This is a genomic window from Nostoc sp. UIC 10890 (assembly GCF_054786515.1).
Genome location: NZ_JBSGKF010000008.1, coordinates 18,222 through 37,119, shown reverse-complemented (window position 1 = coordinate 37,119; position 18,898 = coordinate 18,222). Strand labels below are relative to the sequence as shown.

At 42.1% G+C, this 18,898-nt stretch carries 19 protein-coding genes and 13 tRNA genes; 9 read left to right on the top strand and 23 right to left on the bottom strand.

What is annotated here, in order from left to right:
• Positions 1-2: 2 nt before the first annotated feature.
• From ACWATR_RS35780 to ACWATR_RS35745, 8 genes are all read right to left on the bottom strand, one after another.
• Positions 3-524 (bottom strand): GIY-YIG nuclease family protein, encoded by a 522-nt coding sequence (locus ACWATR_RS35780; RefSeq protein ID WP_460343766.1) that lies wholly within the window; start codon positions 522-524, stop codon positions 3-5.
• A 4-nt stretch (positions 525-528) separates the two neighbouring features.
• Positions 529-2,700 (bottom strand): hypothetical protein, encoded by a 2,172-nt coding sequence (locus ACWATR_RS35775; protein ID WP_460343763.1) that lies wholly within the window; start codon positions 2,698-2,700, stop codon positions 529-531.
• Entirely contained in the window at positions 2,697-3,371 is a 675-nt protein-coding gene (locus ACWATR_RS35770) for a hypothetical protein (protein WP_460343760.1), read from the bottom strand. Before ACWATR_RS35770 ends, ACWATR_RS35775 begins: the two co-directional genes overlap by 4 nt.
• Entirely contained in the window at positions 3,364-3,552 is a 189-nt protein-coding gene (locus ACWATR_RS35765) for a hypothetical protein (RefSeq protein WP_228038511.1), read from the bottom strand. The genes ACWATR_RS35770 and ACWATR_RS35765 overlap by 8 nt, the downstream gene beginning before the upstream one ends.
• An 86-nt stretch (positions 3,553-3,638) precedes the next feature.
• Positions 3,639-3,848, bottom strand: a complete 210-nt coding sequence (locus ACWATR_RS35760; RefSeq protein WP_190898865.1) for a hypothetical protein — start codon at positions 3,846-3,848, stop codon at positions 3,639-3,641.
• Positions 3,849-3,958: 110 nt separating this feature from the next.
• The gene (locus tag ACWATR_RS35755) at positions 3,959-4,195 is read right to left on the bottom strand and encodes a hypothetical protein (protein WP_460343757.1); all 237 of its coding nucleotides are present in this window, start codon (positions 4,193-4,195) and stop codon (positions 3,959-3,961) included.
• 67 nt (positions 4,196-4,262) lie between these two features.
• Positions 4,263-4,943, bottom strand: a complete 681-nt coding sequence (locus tag ACWATR_RS35750; RefSeq protein ID WP_460343754.1) for a hypothetical protein — start codon at positions 4,941-4,943, stop codon at positions 4,263-4,265.
• A gap of 3 nt (positions 4,944-4,946) precedes the next feature.
• A complete protein-coding gene (locus tag ACWATR_RS35745) occupies positions 4,947-5,315 on the bottom strand; it encodes a hypothetical protein (protein ID WP_185582829.1) in 369 nt (122 codons plus the stop codon).
• A 291-nt stretch (positions 5,316-5,606) separates the two neighbouring features.
• Between ACWATR_RS35745 and ACWATR_RS35740 the strand changes: the two genes are divergently transcribed.
• The 9 genes from ACWATR_RS35740 to ACWATR_RS35700 all read left to right on the top strand — a co-directional run bounded on the left by ACWATR_RS35740 (position 5,607) and on the right by ACWATR_RS35700 (position 15,635).
• Positions 5,607-5,753 (top strand): hypothetical protein, encoded by a 147-nt coding sequence (locus tag ACWATR_RS35740; RefSeq protein ID WP_167407759.1) that lies wholly within the window; start codon positions 5,607-5,609, stop codon positions 5,751-5,753.
• A 68-nt stretch (positions 5,754-5,821) separates the two neighbouring features.
• Positions 5,822-6,130 (top strand): hypothetical protein, encoded by a 309-nt coding sequence (locus ACWATR_RS35735; RefSeq protein ID WP_069068063.1) that lies wholly within the window; start codon positions 5,822-5,824, stop codon positions 6,128-6,130.
• 389 nt (positions 6,131-6,519) lie between these two features.
• Positions 6,520-6,852: a hypothetical protein gene (locus tag ACWATR_RS35730; protein ID WP_460343750.1), complete on the top strand. Its 333-nt coding sequence runs from the start codon at positions 6,520-6,522 to the stop codon at positions 6,850-6,852.
• Positions 6,849-10,658 (top strand): plasmid replication protein, CyRepA1 family, encoded by a 3,810-nt coding sequence (locus ACWATR_RS35725; protein WP_460343747.1) that lies wholly within the window; start codon positions 6,849-6,851, stop codon positions 10,656-10,658. Before ACWATR_RS35730 ends, ACWATR_RS35725 begins: the two co-directional genes overlap by 4 nt.
• A 234-nt stretch (positions 10,659-10,892) precedes the next feature.
• On the top strand, positions 10,893-12,077 hold the full coding sequence (locus ACWATR_RS35720; protein WP_460343744.1) for a hypothetical protein: 1,185 nt from the start codon (positions 10,893-10,895) through the stop codon (positions 12,075-12,077).
• Positions 12,074-13,252, top strand: coding sequence for a glutathionylspermidine synthase family protein (locus tag ACWATR_RS35715; RefSeq protein WP_460343741.1), 1,179 nt, complete (start codon positions 12,074-12,076; stop codon positions 13,250-13,252). Before ACWATR_RS35720 ends, ACWATR_RS35715 begins: the two co-directional genes overlap by 4 nt.
• A 349-nt stretch (positions 13,253-13,601) precedes the next feature.
• The gene (locus tag ACWATR_RS35710) at positions 13,602-14,390 is read left to right on the top strand and encodes a tryptophan-rich sensory protein (protein WP_460343738.1); all 789 of its coding nucleotides are present in this window, start codon (positions 13,602-13,604) and stop codon (positions 14,388-14,390) included.
• A gap of 119 nt (positions 14,391-14,509) precedes the next feature.
• Positions 14,510-15,313 carry an aldo/keto reductase gene (locus ACWATR_RS35705; protein WP_460343735.1) on the top strand — a complete coding sequence of 268 codons (804 nt, stop codon included), beginning with the start codon at positions 14,510-14,512 and terminating at the stop codon, positions 15,311-15,313.
• A gap of 91 nt (positions 15,314-15,404) precedes the next feature.
• Complete coding sequence (locus tag ACWATR_RS35700; protein ID WP_460343732.1) at positions 15,405-15,635, top strand: hypothetical protein; 231 nt, start codon at positions 15,405-15,407, stop codon at positions 15,633-15,635.
• A gap of 22 nt (positions 15,636-15,657) precedes the next feature.
• On the opposite strand, the gene ACWATR_RS35695 is transcribed toward ACWATR_RS35700, so the two are convergent.
• The 15 genes from ACWATR_RS35695 to ACWATR_RS35625 form a co-directional block, all read right to left on the bottom strand.
• Positions 15,658-16,620, bottom strand: coding sequence for a ParB/RepB/Spo0J family partition protein (locus ACWATR_RS35695; RefSeq protein WP_334853852.1), 963 nt, complete (start codon positions 16,618-16,620; stop codon positions 15,658-15,660).
• A complete protein-coding gene (locus ACWATR_RS35690) occupies positions 16,617-17,384 on the bottom strand; it encodes a ParA family protein (RefSeq protein ID WP_460343728.1) in 768 nt (255 codons plus the stop codon). Before ACWATR_RS35690 ends, ACWATR_RS35695 begins: the two co-directional genes overlap by 4 nt.
• 377 nt (positions 17,385-17,761) lie before the next feature.
• Positions 17,762-17,844: transfer RNA gene (locus ACWATR_RS35685), tRNA-Ser, on the bottom strand.
• 93 nt (positions 17,845-17,937) lie between these two features.
• Positions 17,938-18,011 (bottom strand) — tRNA-Ala (locus tag ACWATR_RS35680).
• Positions 18,012-18,016: 5 nt separating this feature from the next.
• Positions 18,017-18,090: transfer RNA gene (locus tag ACWATR_RS35675), tRNA-Arg, on the bottom strand.
• A gap of 6 nt (positions 18,091-18,096) precedes the next feature.
• A tRNA-Val gene (locus ACWATR_RS35670) sits at positions 18,097-18,172 on the bottom strand.
• A gap of 5 nt (positions 18,173-18,177) precedes the next feature.
• Positions 18,178-18,248, bottom strand: a tRNA-Gly gene (locus tag ACWATR_RS35665).
• 5 nt (positions 18,249-18,253) lie between these two features.
• Positions 18,254-18,326, bottom strand: a tRNA-Thr gene (locus ACWATR_RS35660).
• Between the two features lie 7 nt (positions 18,327-18,333).
• Positions 18,334-18,410: transfer RNA gene (locus ACWATR_RS35655), tRNA-Met, on the bottom strand.
• 10 nt (positions 18,411-18,420) lie between these two features.
• Positions 18,421-18,494, bottom strand: a tRNA-Leu gene (locus ACWATR_RS35650).
• Positions 18,495-18,500: 6 nt separating this feature from the next.
• A tRNA-Lys gene (locus ACWATR_RS35645) sits at positions 18,501-18,575 on the bottom strand.
• A 6-nt stretch (positions 18,576-18,581) separates the two neighbouring features.
• A tRNA-Lys gene (locus ACWATR_RS35640) sits at positions 18,582-18,656 on the bottom strand.
• Between the two features lie 7 nt (positions 18,657-18,663).
• Positions 18,664-18,737, bottom strand: a tRNA-Leu gene (locus ACWATR_RS35635).
• Between the two features lie 3 nt (positions 18,738-18,740).
• A tRNA-Pro gene (locus ACWATR_RS35630) sits at positions 18,741-18,817 on the bottom strand.
• Between the two features lies 1 nt (position 18,818).
• Positions 18,819-18,896: transfer RNA gene (locus ACWATR_RS35625), tRNA-Leu, on the bottom strand.
• Positions 18,897-18,898 lie beyond the last annotated feature (2 nt).

Genomic DNA, 18,898 nt, shown 5'->3' with positions numbered 1-18,898 from the left:
AATTAGTTGATTAACCTTAAATTTTTGATCTGTTCTTGTGGTGGTGTCAGAGAGTTAACTGGTTGACTTGTCCATCTTCCGGCTATCAGTCCCACTCCCAAAAATCCTATCATGCTGAAAATGATTAGCTTAATTGGCAAGTCGCTGAGACTGAAAACGTGTAACGATCGCTTCTCAAATTCCCAGTTAACCATCATAAATTGCACTGGATTAAAATCAAACCACTCTTGACTTTTGATTAACCCAACATTGCATTGGCTAAATTGTTGATGTAATTCACCCTCTACATCTGCCATGTCCTCTACATAAATAGTCTTGAGGATTTTCACGTTACAAGGTGGTTGATTCCTATGAAAGTTATCAAGTCGAGCTTCGGGATTACGAGATAACCCAATTTTGCAACGACGGAGGTAACAACCAGGAATTAGCCCGTGATAGCCCTCTGCTTCCATTAAATAGATAAATCCCGGCTCATGGTCATTTTTAGGCTGATAGATAATTGTCGTAATATCATCCAATTCCATATATTTATTTCCAAACTATTTTATTAGAAACTGTTATTTTTTTGCAGTTCAAACAGTAATATCTTTTATCCTTTCTTACGGTTAAATTTGCGTGACCACAGTGGGGACAATAAGGCTTTGTGTCACTTTGGCGGCTACCCCCCATAGTGGAAAATGACGCGGCAGACATCACCGTTTCAGTGCTTGCTATGCTTGGGTTTAAGGTATCGCGTGTCAATCTCGTGTAACCCGTGTCAGGGGACTTTGCAACTCTTGCCAGTCGCTTTGTCTCTTCTATCAATGAATAGTTGAAACTAACTTTATCGAGATTAGGTAAAAAATAAAGTTTGGGTGAGCGAGAATCGACGACTAAGGCTACTCTTAATAATCTCGCATCATCGGTAACTAACTCATTTTTATGGTCTATGTATTCTTCAATAGCGTCTAAGTTCCGAATCAACTTAGCCAAGTTAGACTCGCTGTTTTTCCCCTTGCCGTAGGTATTCAGGTAATGTCTGATTTTGGGAATGCCAATGATTATTTCGGTAAAGAGTGACCGATCATCATTAGTAAAACCTGGGATTTGTTTGGTCATCACTGATTGACCCGACACAATCCAGCCGATGTTATTATGACCAAACTGTTTTAAAATCTTCTTAAGGTTTTCCCCTGCCTTGTATGGCTCACTGCAAGAATTTAGGGTGTTATCTAATTCATCCCATGCCCAAATTTGAAAGAAGTTAGCAGCGAATGTGGGGTTTTGAACTCGAAAATTTCCGTCGTCTAGGCAATCATCAAAGGATTTAATCGCGGCTGTGGTATCGCCATATTTAAGGAAATGCTCCAAAGGATAGTTGCTATCTTTGAGTGAAGCAACAGCACCAGGATAAGACACCGTGACCAGAGTGTGAGGTACTTTCTCACCCTTGCCAGTATTGCCGCGAGTGCATCCAGCTTTGACAATTTCGCTAATCATTACCGCAGTGGTTGGGGTTTTGCCAACGCCCGGATCTGCAATCAGCCGATAGCGAATAGGGTGACTGACTACATAGTTGATAAATTCGTCAGGAGTCCCAACCATCAACTTAATTTCATCTGCTTTGATGGCTGGCCCCATACGGTAGCTGACCACAATACAATCGGTTATTTCCAGCTTGCGAACGCTTGTTATTTTGAATAGTCCTAACTTTTTAGCCAGCGTGTCAGAATGCTTGCTGATAGCCTCCACGATGGCTTTGGGATGCACAGACCGGGAATAGCCATAACCTACATCTACAACGCTGTCAGGCTTAACCTGGAAGCCTTTAACGTTCAAAGCCAGACTGATATCAGTAAACAAGGTACGCGCTATTTCGTTGGCGATTTTCCCGTTGATATCAAAGCCAAATTCACCATACACGGGTTCTATTAAATCACCAAGCAATTGTTGCTGTAGCTGACCTATACGCTCGTTTAGTAATTCGATTTGCAAAAGATAATTTTGGCGCTCACTAGCGATCGCTTTCCCAACCTCATCTAAATTTTCGTTGTAGCTACTTGCTAAACTCTTGATAATTTCGGCTTTACTTTGATGACCATGCGCTACCTTTTCACCCCAGTTTTGCAACCTTCTGAATAGCTGCATAGCTTCAGAGGTAATAGAATCGTGTTCATGATAAATCTTTTCTAATTCCTGTGACTTGGCAAGTTGAAAGCGTTTGTTGGCTTCCGCTTCTACTTGAGTTTTAAAGTTCAATTCCCATTGCTCAGTCTCACTTTCCAGATATTCAATACGCTGGGTATCTTTTTGAGTCTGTGTAGATAATTGATTTAACTTGGCTTGCAGTTGAGCTATTATTGCTGTGCTTTCTAGTTTGTTATGACCTAACGAGTTGATGGTATTTCTCGCTTCTTTGAGTTCATCTTTCAAAGATTCTAGCTGGCTGCTAACAGTGGCTAACCTTGACTTGCTCCTTTCAAAATCCCTGATGATTTTATGCAGCGTTTGACCTGCTTGTTCATTCTTACTTTCGGCATGTGTTAATAGTCTTTGTGATTTAGTATCCGCGATCAAGTAAGTAATAAAACTTGCTGGCAACGCCCCTATACCAAGCATAGAGATTAGTTTGGCTGTATCGTTGTTAAACCCTCCAGAAGCAAATGCCAAGCCAGTACAGAAGCCAAATACACCAAGTCCTAACCCGTGTATTGCTTTCATTCCTTCACCTCTATATAATCGCCTAACTGTGCCTTAAAGCTTGATAATTTCCCTTGAGACTCAACAGTTTTTAGCCGTGATTCCTCAGCTTTAATGGAGGCTTGCAACAGTTTTTGATTTAGTTCGTCTTTGCTATGAACGGAAATGCTTGTATCGGCAACCGTCTTCACTTGGTTGACATCTAAAACAACTGATTTTTGGGTAGTTACTTCTTTTTGATTAAGGTAATCTAAATAATTACCTTTGACTTTCTCAATCTCGGTAGCGGCTTGGATGCCAGCACCAAAAGCCTTTGAGTGTTTACCAATAACAGTAAATTTCTCGCGTGTCAGGTCGAGCGCTGCCCCCGTAAGTTTCAATGCTCGTGTAGAACCTTCATAGATTTTCATACCTTTATCTAGCTGGCTTTGAGTTGCTTGTGGGAGAGTTTCGGGAGGATTTAACGGATCTGAAATATGGTATTGATTGGGCTGGAATGGTGGCATCATTCCCGGTATTAAATCCGGCGTGACGGTCAACAATCCAGGAATACGGCTATCTATAGGAATGGCGGTAGATGTGGTAGGTGTGGCAGATACGGAGTTAGTGCTAGATGGTGAGTTGACTTTACCTCTTGCCAGCTTTTCTGCTACAGCTTGAGCCGCTGCTTTTGTAGTGTCGATTTTAGCCATTGTTCAAAAATTTTCTAGTGTTTAGTAGGGATTGGTACTTAATTTCTAATTGCCTAAATGCCTTGTCTATTTCGCTAAATTCAAGTGCTAATTCCTCATCTAAGTCATATTTCTTCAGGACTTTGTTTAGCTCTTTCTCATCCGTCTTTGCATTCTCAATTTGACTATTTAGTTCGTCCATATTGCTAATAAGAAATTGCAAAATTAAAAAAGCCAATCAGCGAACTTATCTGAATATGCATCATGGCTTTGATATTTTTTAGCAAATTAGTTGAGCTTTGTGAGAGCTAGATATTCAACATCATCAATAGCCGCTAACACCTCATTTAGTGCTTGAACTGCGTCGCCTAACATCAAATCATTGTTAGTTGAAAAATATTCATGCTGTTGGATTTTCTGATAGTTAGCATCGCTCAAAACTACTTGTAAGGATGCTGAACAACCTCTCAGAATTGCTTTGATTTGTTCTGTATTCATGAGATAATTTTTCTGTAGTTTTCATCGGCGCAGACTGCATTCCATTTGCTATTCACAGGCGATCGCTTACTTTGTCCGAGACAGCGATTGCTTTGTATTGCCACCGAAAATCATTCTGTAAAACCTTCAAACCGAGATACTTCTAACTCAGCATTAGCAGCCGATTCCAAGTAGTTGAAATATTGCTTAACGTCACCAAGAGCTACATCACAATCAAAACGCAAGCCTTTAAACTGTGGATGCTGGCGGATTTGCCCAAGTAATTCCAGAGCTTGAGCAACTAGCTCTGGTAAGGAATTACCGCTCATATTTACCTGTGATTCAATGCCGGAAATTGTAAAAGTCATGGCGTTAGTACTCTTTCTAATAACCAGTTAACAAAGTCGAGGGGAGATAACAGGATGTTGATCGCTCTCACGCGATTAGCTTTTTTCCCAGTTCGGTGATGATGCCTTCAATTTCTTGGGTCAGGTCAGTTTCATCTGGGGTAACTTCTGGCTTTTGTTGTGCAAGTCCAGCCAAATCTCTAATCGCTCCCAAATATCCTTGCTTTTGGTGTTGCCAGTGCTGATTGATACCCTCTGTTAGTTCCGCATCTCGCACAGCTAAGTTATTTAGAATCAGTTGGTTCTTAACTTGGGCTATAGCGTCTACTGCTGCAATTTCTTCTGATGCCTGTCTAGTTAGCTGGTCAATCAGCGTCAGTTGGGCGTTAGGGCTTGAGCCGGGGGTAGGGGCTGTTAGATGTTGCTGTTGCCCTTGTCGGGATAGGGCATTTTGTGGCTGTTCTGTGGCTGGCTCAGATGCTTGCTGTGTTAAATTTTGTGAACTTTCGGACTGTTCCGGTTGTGTAAAATTTTGTGAATTTTCAGGGAATTCTGAGGTGCTAGCCACAGTTGGTAATTCTGGCTGAAAGTATGAGGCGATCGCTTCTAAATCTAATTCCGAAACTGCCTTTACAGTGTCGAAATCATCAGGGCGAACATGGCTTAAAGCCAGTCTCAAGCTCTGTTCCGTGGTCATATATCTTAAGCAAGCATCATGAATGCTTACTGTGTCTGCTGTTGGTGCTGTGGTTCTCTTCCGTGTTGCCATGATTTATGCTCCCTTTTGGATTTTTTGGATTTGCTGGAATGCTTGCTGATAGCGGTATCTAGAAAAATCATTCGGGTTTTTGGCGATATAGCCTTTGACTCGTTCAGACCGTCGTAGCTGTGCCATTAATCGCCCTACTCTGCCCAAAATCCATGCTTGGTAGGGTGATAAGGGTGATTCCCGGTCGTAACTGCCATCGTGGGTTTTGGGGTAGGCATCTCTGAAACTGGGGATTCTCCAGAAAGCTAAATTCTCCCAAGTGACTAAGGTCGAGCGACTAACACCCAAAACCTCAGCTAAATATGTCTTGGTAGATGGGAAATCTAAAAATAAATCTAAATCTGTAGAATGCTTGCTCCGTCTAGGTTTCATGGGTTTACTACAGTAATCAATGTGAATCAGATATTAACTAGCTAGCAATCAGAATAAGTACACATCACAATGTCGCTCCTAATCGCTAAACCCCTTACTGTGTAAGTCGTTGGGGTACTCGTAGGACGCTAATTAGTGGCTTGTTGTTGATCGATTGCTTCTCTGTTGATATAGTAATTAAAGGTGAGTCACCTGTCAATACTATGATTCAAAACTGGTCAATAAAACTCAAGAGGAATGATAATTAGGCATAGTGACTCACTGTTATGTATGCCTTCTAAAAAACCACAAATGACAATCCGTATAGAAGAGGATGAATATAAATATCTACAAAGTTGGGCGAATAAAGAGTTTTTAACGGTTCCCCAATTGACTAGGGTGCTAGTAAAACGCGCGATCGCCGAACAAAAGAAACTAGAACAAAATAAATCAGCATGATAAGAAGCACAAATTCAAGATATTTATTCACGCCAAGTTGCGATCGCCAAGATGATTGAGGCAGGGAAATGACAGATACACCAGAACAACCAAGCCGACTTGACCGTATAGAAAATCTAGCTATCAGAAATACTGAAGCTATAGCTAACCTCACAGTAAAGATTGACAACTTGACTGATAACGTAAATGAGTTAACCAGCAACGTTGACCGAGTTCTTGCTCGTAGCGCGATTTTGGATGATGTGTTACTTGAGTTACGTGATAGCCATGAACAACATCAGCGTAACTTTGAAGAACACCAGCGCACTACTAACGCAGCATTAAATCAGCTTGGCGCAATATTGCTACAGCTAACACGGATTGATCCACAAAACTAGCTCAGGCGATCGCAATGCTGGGAGTGGATTATGAAGAGATTTCCTTAAGGAAAGCGATCGCCTTATCAATAATTTGTATTTTTGAGGACTACACAAAAGATATAAAATTTTTATCAATTTCTCTAAAATTCACAGAATAAATAGCAAAAAAAATGCTAGCTACACAGCCCTCAGCTTTTTGAGTGCGATCGCAGGGATTAGAGATTAATCAATCCACCACGGTAAGCAAAAGCAGCGCACAAAGAAACGTTTACTAGACGTTTCAGCCCCCAGACTCTGCAACCAGCAAGTCTAATTAAATTTATAACTATTTCAAGCTTACCGACTAATCCCTACAATCTGCAAATTTAAAAGTTAAGGGGCTGTCCAAACCAACAAAGGACAACCCAATGAATAAACCCCTCACTTCTGACAGACAGGGGTTTGCGAATGAAAAGCCTAGTATTCTAACGCAAACTTTCCCCAACAATCAAGAATCTCGAATTTCGGAATTATCAAACCATATAAGCGATCGCCGAACTAGCACCAAATATTTAAAAGCGGGTTGCTGTGACGTTGCTCTAAGACCATGCCCCGACCCGGATGAGTTACTGCAATCGCCTAACCTCAACTTAGAGGAGTCCTTTTACTTACAGCGATTAGTCAAGCAAGGCATGTTTAGTGGTCAGGTGGCCGCTGTACTTCTCCAAATTGAAGCCAAGGTTGGAGGGGTGGCAGTATGAATCACAAAGGATTCGGCAAGATAGCCTCACCCCAAAAATCACTAAATCAAGAACTAAGGCAGGTTTTCAGAAAATTCAACAAGCGAGGTAAGCTCAGAAGTACCCCTTGGGCTTTGCATGAAATCTCAAGACTTGAGTCCAGAGATGGAAAAGTCCATCAAGTTGTTGTAGCCGACAGCCAAAATGACATGGCGCAAGGCGATGACCATGATATCGAAATTCAAGCACTGGGTAATCATCAAGGATTCAAAGGGCCATCCGCACCTTATACTTTGCCAGCCAGAGAAGATTTTGAACCAAGCCACTGGCAAGAGTGGGGTGAGAGTGCAATTGATAGTGAGATAGCGGCACTTAACTTCAAATCGCTGTCAGGGAATGCCGCTTTTGATTACTTGCTCTACTCCGATAAAATCAGCCGCCGTAACGATGGACGGCTACGCGATGGGGATATGCGGCGATATGCTCACCTCTCTAATGGTGGTTGGTGGTGTAGCGGAATAAATATTATCACTGGTGAAGATTCCGATTGGGGATGCTTCAAGCCCAACACGCCAAGAATAGATGAGGGTAACAGCAAGGCAATTAAGTATGAGCATCCCCCCAAAGTTGACACAGAAATTTTTGCCTTACGGATTCCCACCCGGATCTGGGAATTAATTAGCCGCCGCTACGATGTGGCACTACCAGAAAATTACCAAAGTTTACCTTTTGGTGATTTTTGGCGATGGGTGAGAGAGAATACCCAAATTCCCATTATCATCTGCGAGGGTGCTAAAAAAGCAGCTGCAATCTTATCTTGTGGTTATGTCGCCATTGGTATACCCGGAGTATGGGGAGGCCGTCGCCAACCAAAGGATCAATATGGCGAAAATAACGGCGCACCGTACCTAATCCCACAGTTAGCCGCTTATGCTCAATCAGGCAGGCGAATTTATTTCTGTTTCGATGCCGATGTGAAGCGCACCACGGTTAGAAGCGTGAATGGTGCGATCACTAAAACTGCCAAGCTTTTATCTTTGCGTGGCTGTGAAGTCCGAGTAATGGGGTGGCATCTGGCATTAGGCAAAGGCATTGATGATGTACTAGCCGCTTACGGCCGCGACCAATTTGATACTATTTACTGCGATGCTCTGAAATTAGATGAGTGGAATACCAAGCAACTAAGGCGGCTCACATACACCCCAGATTTGAACTTAAATCAGCGTTACTTGGGTGAGTTGGCTATTCCTTTGGGTAAGCAGCTAATAGGCTTGAAATCGCCAAAGAACACAGGCAAAACTCATTTGCTTCAGTGGCTAACTGACCCGATAATTCGCGCTGGTGAGAGGAGAGTGTTAGTAATTACCCATCGGGTGCAACTTGCTACGCAGCTTGTAAAAAAACTGGGATTACCTTTCATTACCGAAGTGAAGCAGACTGAGCAAGGCTCACATTTCGGAATGGGGTTAGTAATTGATAGCTTACATCCAAAAAGCCAAGCCAAATTTAACCCTGATGAGTGGAAAGGGTGCTGGTTGATTTTGGATGAAATCATGCAGCTAATCTGGCATTTGTTGAGCAGTTCGACTTGTCAGACAGATCGCGTAGCCATCATCAAAAATTTCAAACGCCTGCTACAAAATGTTGTTAATTATGGTGGGAAAATCTTCATTGCCGATGCTGACTTAAACGATATTGGTATTGACTTTATCAAAGGGCTGCTTGGGCAAGAGATTGACACTTTTCTCGTGGAAAATACATTTCAGTTTGTAGAGCCTTGGCAGGTAAATTTAGTACAGGGTAATAATCCAGCACAATTAGTAAAAATCCTTACCCAAAAACTAGAGAATGGGGAGAAGTGCTTTGTTGCTTTGTCTGGACAACGGGCTAGTTCTAAATGGGGTTCTCGCAATTTGGAGGCGTACTATAAAAAACTGCTACCACACCTGAGAATTTTACGAATTGATTCTAAAAGTACAACTACTCTTGGTCATCCGGCTTTTGGCTGTACAGATAATTTAAATGAAGTAATTAAAAACTATGACCTCGTTCTAACTACCTCGACCATTGAGACTGGGGTATCAATTGAAGAAAAACATTTTGATTATGTTTTTGGGATTTTTCAAGGCATACAAACTACCGATGGTGTTAGACAGCATTTATCACGTTATCGCCCTCCAGTCCCTCGTTATATCTGGCTTAATCCAGTAGGCATCAATAGGGTAGGCAATGGCTCCAATAGTGTCAAGGCATTACTAGCAGGTGAATACATCAAGAATAAAGCCAATATTAAAAAGCTCGTTGATTTGGGATTTGAGGAATCGATAGAAGGCAATTTTGAGAGCATCTGCATTAATACTTGGGCGAAGTTAGGGGCAATCATCAATGATGGGATGAATAGCTATGAATCGCAAATTATTAGTGATTTGAAATCTGAGGGACATATCATTTGTGAAGTCAGCGCAGATGAGTTACCCGAACCCGCAGAAGTAGAAACTACTAAGCAAGAAATTTACAACAACTGCAAATCAGAATATGCGGGACACTGTGAGAATGTAACTGCATCTGAAAGCATTACAGATGAACAGTTTTTGAAACTAGATAAACAAAATTGCAAAACTGAGTCTGAACAGTTAAAACACAGAAAAGGTGAGATTGAAAGGCGTTATAACGTGACCGTTACTCCCGAATTAGTAAAGAAAGATGATCAAAACTGGTATTCTATAATTCGACTAGATTACTACCTTGGCGTGGGTAGGGAATTTCTACCGGATAGAGAAATAAACGTCATGTCTACCGCTTTAAAAAATGGCGATGGAGATTATTTCATTCCCGATACTAATAAAAGCTTTATTGGGAAAAAAATTGATGCTTTAGACTGGATTGGGTACAAAGAGCTTCGAGAAACGGACGGATTGAGCAACAATCACCCATTAGCACAAGCAGTATTTGAGAAAGCAAAAACTCATCAGTCCGATTTGAGCTTAATTCTTGGCGCTAAGAGTAATATGTTTGCAAAGCTAAATACTCCCATGCAAGTCTGTCAAAAACTAGCATCTCTTACTGGGTATAAATTCCCCCGATTGCGGCGAGAGGGAACACGAGGCAACCAAGTCTGGATTTACGGTGTCCCCGCGCCAGACTTCCAAAAAGATGATGAGGGGAATCTGGTTTTGGTCGATGGTCACGCTGTTCCTGTTAGCGATCGCCGAGAGGAAGTTTTCACGGCATGGGTAGAGCGCGATATCCTAGCCAGAGAAAAAGCCGCCAAAGCAAAACTAGAGGCACAAGTACAAGCAACAATTCCCAATTGCCAATTGTCAGCACTTGCAGAAACCGAAATTAATACGCTGACCACATTACAAGAACAGTACGCAGAGCAAAAAACACAGACCCTAACAGAAGAAGTTGAGTCAATAGTCATCACTCATGACTCAGAAAGTCAGGTAATCATAGCTGAGTTACCAGTTGAAAATCATCAGCAGTCCACAGAAGCGGTAATTGAGAAACTACTAAAAATTTCTAATTGGGGAGAAGTTGCGGTGAGCCAAGCCGAGATTAATGAAGTTTGGCCCCTACTCTCAGAAAACCAGCGATCGTATCTGTGGGAACTTCATCAAACATATCAGCAGCAATTGTCTTTAGAGGAATTGGCACAGCAGGCGATCGCTACACAAGCTGAAATTAAGGAAACGGGTTTTGGTTCCCACTTCCGAAGCTATGTTTTGAAAACTGTTAGAGGGGGAATAGCGATCGCTCGGAAATGCTGGGGCGACAAGCAAGAATGCTCAATACCTTTAAATCAACTATTGCTAGCCACTGGTTAGAGTTTGTGTACCTAGTCAATTTTCAGAACACCAAACAATCATGACAAAAACAAAAATATCATATTTAGCAACCCCTGAAGAGGTAGCGGAGTATTGGCAAGTCCTTTTGCAGACTTTCTGATGGATTAGACCAGATAAAAAACAGTTGAAATCCATCACTCGCTAATTTCGTGTTCAAACTTGATAAATAAAGGGAACAATAATTATGTAGATGTATAAATATATAAAATAACAATGAGTGGAAAAAAGAAACCCTGGCTGCCTATAGTTATCGCAGCACTTTTAAGTTGGTTTGGCGTTAGTAAAATCCTGCAAATTACGAAAGATTATTCAGCACACCAACAAGCAATTACCGATGTACAGGCAATCGTTAATGAAAATAGTAATATTAATAGCATTCCCAATTTGGATGCTTTAAAAGCAAACCAAACCAAGATACAGCAAACCATTGAACAGCTAAAACTCGTTCCAAATCTACCAGGATATCCATATCAGAATGCCCAAAATCAAATATCACAGTTAAATCAATTACTTGCTAAACTTGACTCAAAAATCCAGGTTGAAGAAGCAGCTTTCAATAATTTACAAGCTGCACTTAAATTAGATGATGAAGCAGCAATACTAGTCCAAGAGAAAGCTTACTCCAATAATTGGCAAGAAGCGAAAGGTAAATGGCAGCAGGCAATAAGCATTTTAGAAAAAATTCCTACAGCTACATATGTTTCTGATACAGCAAAGCTTGGAATATTATCTGTAAAACGCAACTTTAATGATGTAGATAAGGTGATTACAAGTGAACAAAAATCACTTCAAAACTTTTCATTAGCAGTTGAATTAGCTCAAAAAGCTACTAACCTTACTAAAGATACTACATTAATCACATTACCTGAATTATTGAATGCAAAGTTGCAATGGCAGCAGGCAATTAATTTACTTGTAAATGTTTCTTCGGCAACTAATCTATCTTTGAAAGCACAATCCCAACTTAGCATTTATCGCAATAATTATCGCCAAGTTAGTAATGCAATTGATGAAATTAAAAAATGTCTAACACAAAAAACTAGTTTTGAGAGTGAGTGTACAGCAAGCGTCTCGTTAGATATTAGTCCTCCTGAAACCCTAACCGCATTGCTCGAAGATGTCAAAAAAGAAGAAGATGCTAATAATCAAATTGCTTCTTCTGAATTTAACAGTACATCTGGTACTTCGTCAGATACTTCAGATGACTCTAGCAGTAGTAACAACTATAGCGGGTATAGTGGTGGTTACAGTAGTGGTTATCGTAGCCATTCCGGTTCAGTTTTCGTACATGGATACACTCGTAGAGATGGAACTTACGTCAATAGTCACACCCGCAGCGCTCCAAGTTCTCGTGTAAGTGGTTTTGGTAGTTTTCGTTCTGGAGGAGCGAGTTCATGAACGATGTTAGGCATAAGTTTTACCAGCAGCATCAAGATATATTTAGCTGGTACGATGCCGATGAATATGCTTGCTATGAGGTGTTAATGGTTGCACCGGAAACCATAGAAAAAATCAAGCAAGCAGCAACAAGAGTTTGGCAGGTTTTAAACCATGCGGCTCTGGTTATGAAACAGTTTGATGAACGGACTCTAATTGAATTTGATTATCCTAAATCAACCCTACGATTAATCAAAAATAATAAGCAAGTACCTTTTATTGCTCGATGCGATTTTGCAGTTGTTGGTGATAATATCTACCTGCTTGAATGTAATGCGGAAGTGGCGACTTTTATAGTCGAAACATTCAAAATAAATGGGATAGTCGCTAAACATTTTGGGAAAGTAGACCCGAATATTAACGCTGAAGCAGTTCTTCAAATAGGGCTTAATCAATATATTGAAGAATCTGCCAAATATCTCAATAAATCTCCTGAAGACTGCAATATTATCTTTGCAGCCCTATCTGAAGCTCTCGAAGATATTGGTACTGTTGAATATTTAATGTCTTTGTGCCATTATCAATCTGCTTTTTGTCCAATCGAAAGTATTGCAATGGATGAGGATGGCTGCTACGACCATAGAGGTGAAGCAGTCGATATAATCTACCGCATATACCCAACAGAATGGATGGTAGAAGATAAAGACCCCGAATTTGGAGTAAGTCTCTGGGATTATTTTGAACCATTAGTCTATTCAAGGAAGCTAGCTTTAATTAATCCTGTCAGTGCTTTTGTAATGCAAAATAAAGCGTTAATGGCTTTAATTACAGAATTAGGAGTTGATTTTTTTAGTCAGAATAATTTGGCAGGATTTGAACATTTTCTACCTACATTTATGGAACAAGATAAAATCAATCCTCCCTTAGTGTCAAAACCCACTTGGGGGAGAGAAGGGAGAGAAGTTAAAGTTATTAAAAGTAATCAAGAAATAGCTTGTAACCCAGACCCAGAGTACGCTTATTTTGCTAAAATTTACCAAAAATATGCTGATTTACCAATTATCAAAGTAGAAGGAGAAGAGTATAGATTGCAGTTATCTTGCTTTTTGATCAATGGCGTTGCTGAAGGAGTGGCAGCAAGAATTGGTAAAGATGTGATTAATAATAACTCGAAATTTCTGCCAATTGGGTTTTAGGGGGAGAAGGGAAGAAACGGGAAAGTCGAATTTAGAATTTACCACCCAGCAGGCAAGGCAAGAAGGCGAACGCTTAACTTTGGGATTGAATCATGAACACGCTCTAAAGACTTGATAAAATTCTGAAAAGTCATAATTGTAGACAATTAAGATTGAATCAGACCATACTTGCAACTTACTGGGATTCCCAATTTGGGAATCTGGAAGTTTCGTTGTAGATTCCACTTCGGTCTGGTCATGCAGGGATCGCTCTTTTTCCTCATTAACTTGCTCAATATGACTGTGGTTTATATGCGTCGCTCTTTTTGGGATGTAAGCTAAAAGCACAAAAGATATGAGTTAACATCCTATGCAGCAGTCCACAAAAGGCAATTACCGGGATCTTTGGCGGCAGCTTGTTACTTTGGCTGCAATCTTTGGTGCTTTCGTTATCAACGTAGTATCGAACATTTTTCCGCTCAATGGACTCAGCATAGGGGAAATTTCCAATACTTTGTTTAAAAATGTCCTGATTATCCCTGCTAATTACGCCTTTGCTATTTGGGGGCTGATTTACCTTGGGTTGTTTGCTTTTGGGGTATACCAAGCTCTACCTGACCAACGAGATGACCCTGATTTACGTAAGACAGGTTATCTGTTGGTGATTGCCTGTGTTGCTCAAAGTATCTGGGTTTATCTGTTTTTGTCTCGGCTGTTTGCTCTTTCTGTAATTGCAATGCTTTTGATTCTGTTGCCCCTGATTGCTGTCTATGTGCAGTTAGAAATTGGCAATAAGCGTGTACCTCGGCTCAAGAAATGGTGTATTCAGTTTCCGATTAGCATTTATCTAGGCTGGATTAGCGTGGCAACCATTGTCAACGTAGCGTGTGCCTTGTATTTTCACGGGTGGAATGGTTGGGGGATTTCTGCTGTAATCTGGACTCTCATAATGTTATTGATAGCAACAGCAGTTGCAGCATTTATTGTCATCCAGCGTCGAGACATCGCTTATACAGCAGTAATACTCTGGGCATTGGTAGCGATCGCACTCAAACACTTTGATAACTCAATGCTCAGAAATGCTGCGTTGGTTTTGGCAATTGTCCTAGTTTTGACCGCTACGATTAACAGCTTACGCCCCCAACAAGAACATATTTAAGTGCGATGGCGTACCCGCCCACTGTAGGCTCACGCCCAAAAATTAACATTCATTGATGATGTCCTCACTAGCACCCTATTGGCGTAATACACTCAAAGTAAGAAGTCGGGTAGTTGACCGTGGAATTATCAACACTACAAGGACAACCAGCAAGTATTCTCGGTTTAGCAGGGCAATCGATAGATGCTGCAACTGTTTTGTTGGCATTTGAGGCGGGAATTAATTACTTTTTCTTTTACAATCTGGAATCTGAAAACTTTTTGGGTGGCTTAAAACCTCTGTTGCTAACAAAGCGTGAGCAAGTCTTGGTGGCAACGGGGAGTGAAAACCGAGATATACAATCTTTACGCCTTTACCTCGACTCTGTGCGCCATTGTTTAAATGTCGAAATGGTAGATGTATTTTTTATTGAATATGTCTCCCCTGCTGATGACATGACCCAGGTTCAGGTGTTGCTTGATGAACTTCGTTTGTGGAAGGATTCTGGACTTGTACGCTACGTGGGAGTTACCACACACAACCAAGCCATAGCTTTAGAAATGATAGAACGTCATCAGTGTGATGTGTTAATGCACCGTTACAATATGGCACATCGCAAGGCTGAACAAAACGTTTTGCCTGCCGCTCAAAAAGTTGGTATTCCCTTGGTGGCATTCACTTGCACGCGCTGGGGAACGTTACTCAAAGGTCATCACAACTGGTACGGAAAGTTACCCACGGCAGCAGATTGTTATCGCTATGCGTTAAATCATTCAGGGGTGCGTCTGGCGCTGACCGCCCCCAAAACTAGGCAGCAATTAGAAGAAAATCTTGCTGTTCTGTACGCACCCCAAATTGAAGCCCAAGAAGTAGCTAAATGGCACTCATACGGGAACTTAATTTATGGAACTGGGCAAGATGCGTTTGATACTCAATGGGTTTGAAAGGTGGAATGGTTGAGGGGAGCGATCGCACTGTGAGATAGCCACGTAATAGATGCTTGAATATAGAAGTCAACAAAAACCAATTATACCCATGTCAGAAATTGAAAACTTAGGAGTGAGTGTAGAGGAATATTTGGATGGATTGGCAGCAGGGATTGATGTTTTGGAATTGAAGCGGTTAGAAGCATGGGGAATTCCCACAAACCTAGCTTTAGAAGTGATGGCGATTATGCCAAAGGTAATTGATGGCACGGCTACTCCTGAAGAGGTTGTCCGAGGGCTAATGATTATGTCGCCATCCTTAAGAGAGCAAATTGAATAGTTTCGAGAATTACCACATTGGTTTACTTTGGATTGTCGCCTTGCATCAGTGCATCCAACTGAGCTAACAACTTCTCTACTTTGGATTTTTTCTTCGGGTCATCCCACACTTTCGCTTTTTTGAAGCGTTGAAAAGTATCATCAACGCGGTCTTTTATGGATGCTGATTCTGTTTGCTTTGATGACTCTGATTTAGACTGCTGCTCAATTTCTTGAATCTTACGCTTGATTTCAGTCAGTGAGAGGTTGTAGGCAATCGCATCTTCTAAGAGTTGCTTTCTTGTTTCTTTATCTTCAACCCGTGCGATCGCTCGTGCTTTAGTGTATTCGATTTGACCAGAACGCAGTACCTCTAGCACATCAGCAGGGAGATTGAGCAAAGGAATGCGGCTGACGCGAAAACTTTCAGCGCTGAATTTACCGATGGCTAAGAGGATAGATTCAATAGTTTCCATCTGACGGAAAACGTTTTCCGTCAAATCCAAGTTTCGCTTTTTGGCATTGGCAGCAGAGTTGAGGACGGAGATAACCTCGTTTGTGCTAACACCGAGTTCAATGCTCAAAAGTTCAAGTATTCCCTCAGTTTCTTCTACAGGATTTAGGTCTTCGCGCTGGAGATTTTCAACAAGCTGCACCTTAGAGGTGGTGATATCATCCATTTCGCGGATAACCACAGGGACTTCCGTTAGTCCTGCCATTGATGCGGCTCTATAGCGTCGTTCACCTGCAACCAATTCATAATCACTCCCAGAGAGGGGTCGCACCAACAAAGGTTCGAGGATACCTAGCTCTTTAATTGAGCGTGATAGTTCCTCTAGTTTTTTAGGGTCAAAGTAGCGGCGGGGCTGTGAGGGAGGTAGTTTAATTAAGCTGATGGCAACAGTAGTTGGTGAATTAGCAGTACTTTGGGTTTGGTTAAAGCTTTCGCCTAGTAGGGCAGCTACACCTTTTAACTGGCTGGTATAGGGTTGGTCTTTTTTGCTCACTGTAGTTTTTCTAAACTGAGGGCGATTTTTTTTAGTACAGCGACGGCAGGATGTTTGGGATTATATACTGCTAAGGGTATGCGTGCCTCACTTGCATCAGCAAAGGCAATAGATTTAGGAATGGGTTCGTAAACCTTGGCCAGGGGTGAAAGTTGTTCTGTGATAGCTTTCATGGTTCTGCTTTCTTGGGCAGTACGTGCATCATACATTGTGGGGATGAAGCCAGCAATTGCAAGTGTTTTATTAGCACTTTTGCGGAGTGTGGCTACAGTTCTTAATAGTAAATCAGTTCCTTGAAAGGATTTGAACTGGCATTGAATAGGTACTAAGACATGGGTGGCTGCTACTAAGCTAATAACGCTGAGGATGCCTAAAGATGGAGGACAATCTATCAAAATAAAATCATAGTTGTCCAAGATAGGGGCAAGTGCATTTTTGAGGCGCATTTCCCGCATCAAGGCGGCAACCAGTTCAAGTTCAGCAGCACTTAAGTTGATGTTAGCTGGCACTAAACCCATGCTGTGAATCAGTTCAGGATGAATTGCTAACGGTTCTTCACCCACCACTGCTTCATAGACAGTTTTGGTGGTACTTTCCGGTTCTAACCCCATAAATGTTGTGAGTGACGCTTGGGGGTCAAGGTCTATCAGAAGAACGCGGTTTTTCTTTTTTTGAGCGAGGTGATAGCCCAAGTTCATTGTTAAACTTGTCTTTCCTACTCCCCCTGATTGATTAAATAGCGCAATAATACGGGTTTTGCTCACGAGTGATAAATTACAGTTGTAATTAAAATGCCTCTAATACAGGCAGATTGTAGCTCTGGAATAAAGGTAATACAACTGGAAACAGTAAGTACATTTGTCACAAATTAAGGTTGTAAGAGCTGTAAGGTAGTTGTCAAGCTTCTTGGTCAGAAGACGATCGCACTTCTTTTGTTTTGTGCGATGCTTGACTCAAACAAAAAGGCGATCGCAGCAGGAAACACTAGATCGCCTTTCCTCTAAGAAAAATCGTTAGTTGAAAGCCTGAGCGATGCCTGCGGCGGCCTACGCCTACACAAAAAAATCCACCAAGGAGGTACTGCCCCTCCTATATCTGTGTTATCAGCACAGCGCCTCACTTTTCGGCTTCAGGTGGAAGGCGGAAGATGGAGGAATTGAACCCCCAGGTGTTACCCTGCTCTAGTTTTCAAGACTAGTTGCCCTCCCTTGAGCAGCATCTTCCATATAAACAAGGGGTATCTGAGGAGACTTGAACTCCCTAATGACTGGTTCCACAAACCAGCGCCGCGACCGCTTTGGCTTCAGATACCAAGAGTGGATACTGGTCGGATTTGAACCGACATCTTTCTGCTTGCAAGGCAGACGCTTTCCCAGTTAAGCTACAGACCCATGAGCAGGAGTGGTAGGGGTCGAACCTACATTGGTCGATTTAGAAGATCGATGCCCTCATCCATTAGGCGACACTCCCATAAATTGGTAGCCCCGGCAGGGATTGAACCCGCGACTTCCTCTTTGTAAGAGAGGCACTCTCCCAACTGAGTTACAGGGCTAAGAAAGCGATCGACGAGATTTGAACTCGTACCTAGAGTTTGGAAGACTCAAATGCTGCCATTACACCACAATCGCATTGAAGCTGGTGACAGGAGTTGAACCTACAACCTACTGATTACAAATCAGTTGCTCTGCCAATTGAGCTACACCAGCACTAATTTGGTGACGGGGGCAGGAGTTGAACCTGCCGATGTTCAGGTTATGAGCCTGACGAGCCACCGTTGCTCCATCCCCGCATATTCACCAATACCCCTGACTGGATTTGAACCAGCAACTTCCAAATTTTAAGTTTGGCACCTCTTCCACTTGGGTTACAGGGGTAAGTTTTGGTGGGCGCTACAGGGGTCGAACCTGTGTCAGCCTGATTAAGAGTCAGGAGCATAACCGTTCTGCCAAACGCCCAAGAGTTGGTGGGTCGCCCAGGGGTTGAACCTGGATGAATCCGCTTAAAAGGCGGCTGCATACCCGCTCTGCCAACGACCCAATTTAGTACCCTTGGTGGGAGTCGAACCCACAAAATCTGGTTTCTAAGACCAGCACGTTTGCCAGTTTCGTCACAAGGGCAAATGGTCGGGATGGTAGGATTTGAACCTACAACCTTCAGCTCCCAAAGCTGCCGCGCTACCAAGTTGCGCCACATCCCGTTGGTACTCCTGACGGGAGTTGAACCCGTACATAGACTGTTTTTGAGACAGCCACCTCTTCCAATTGGGCTACAGGAGTAT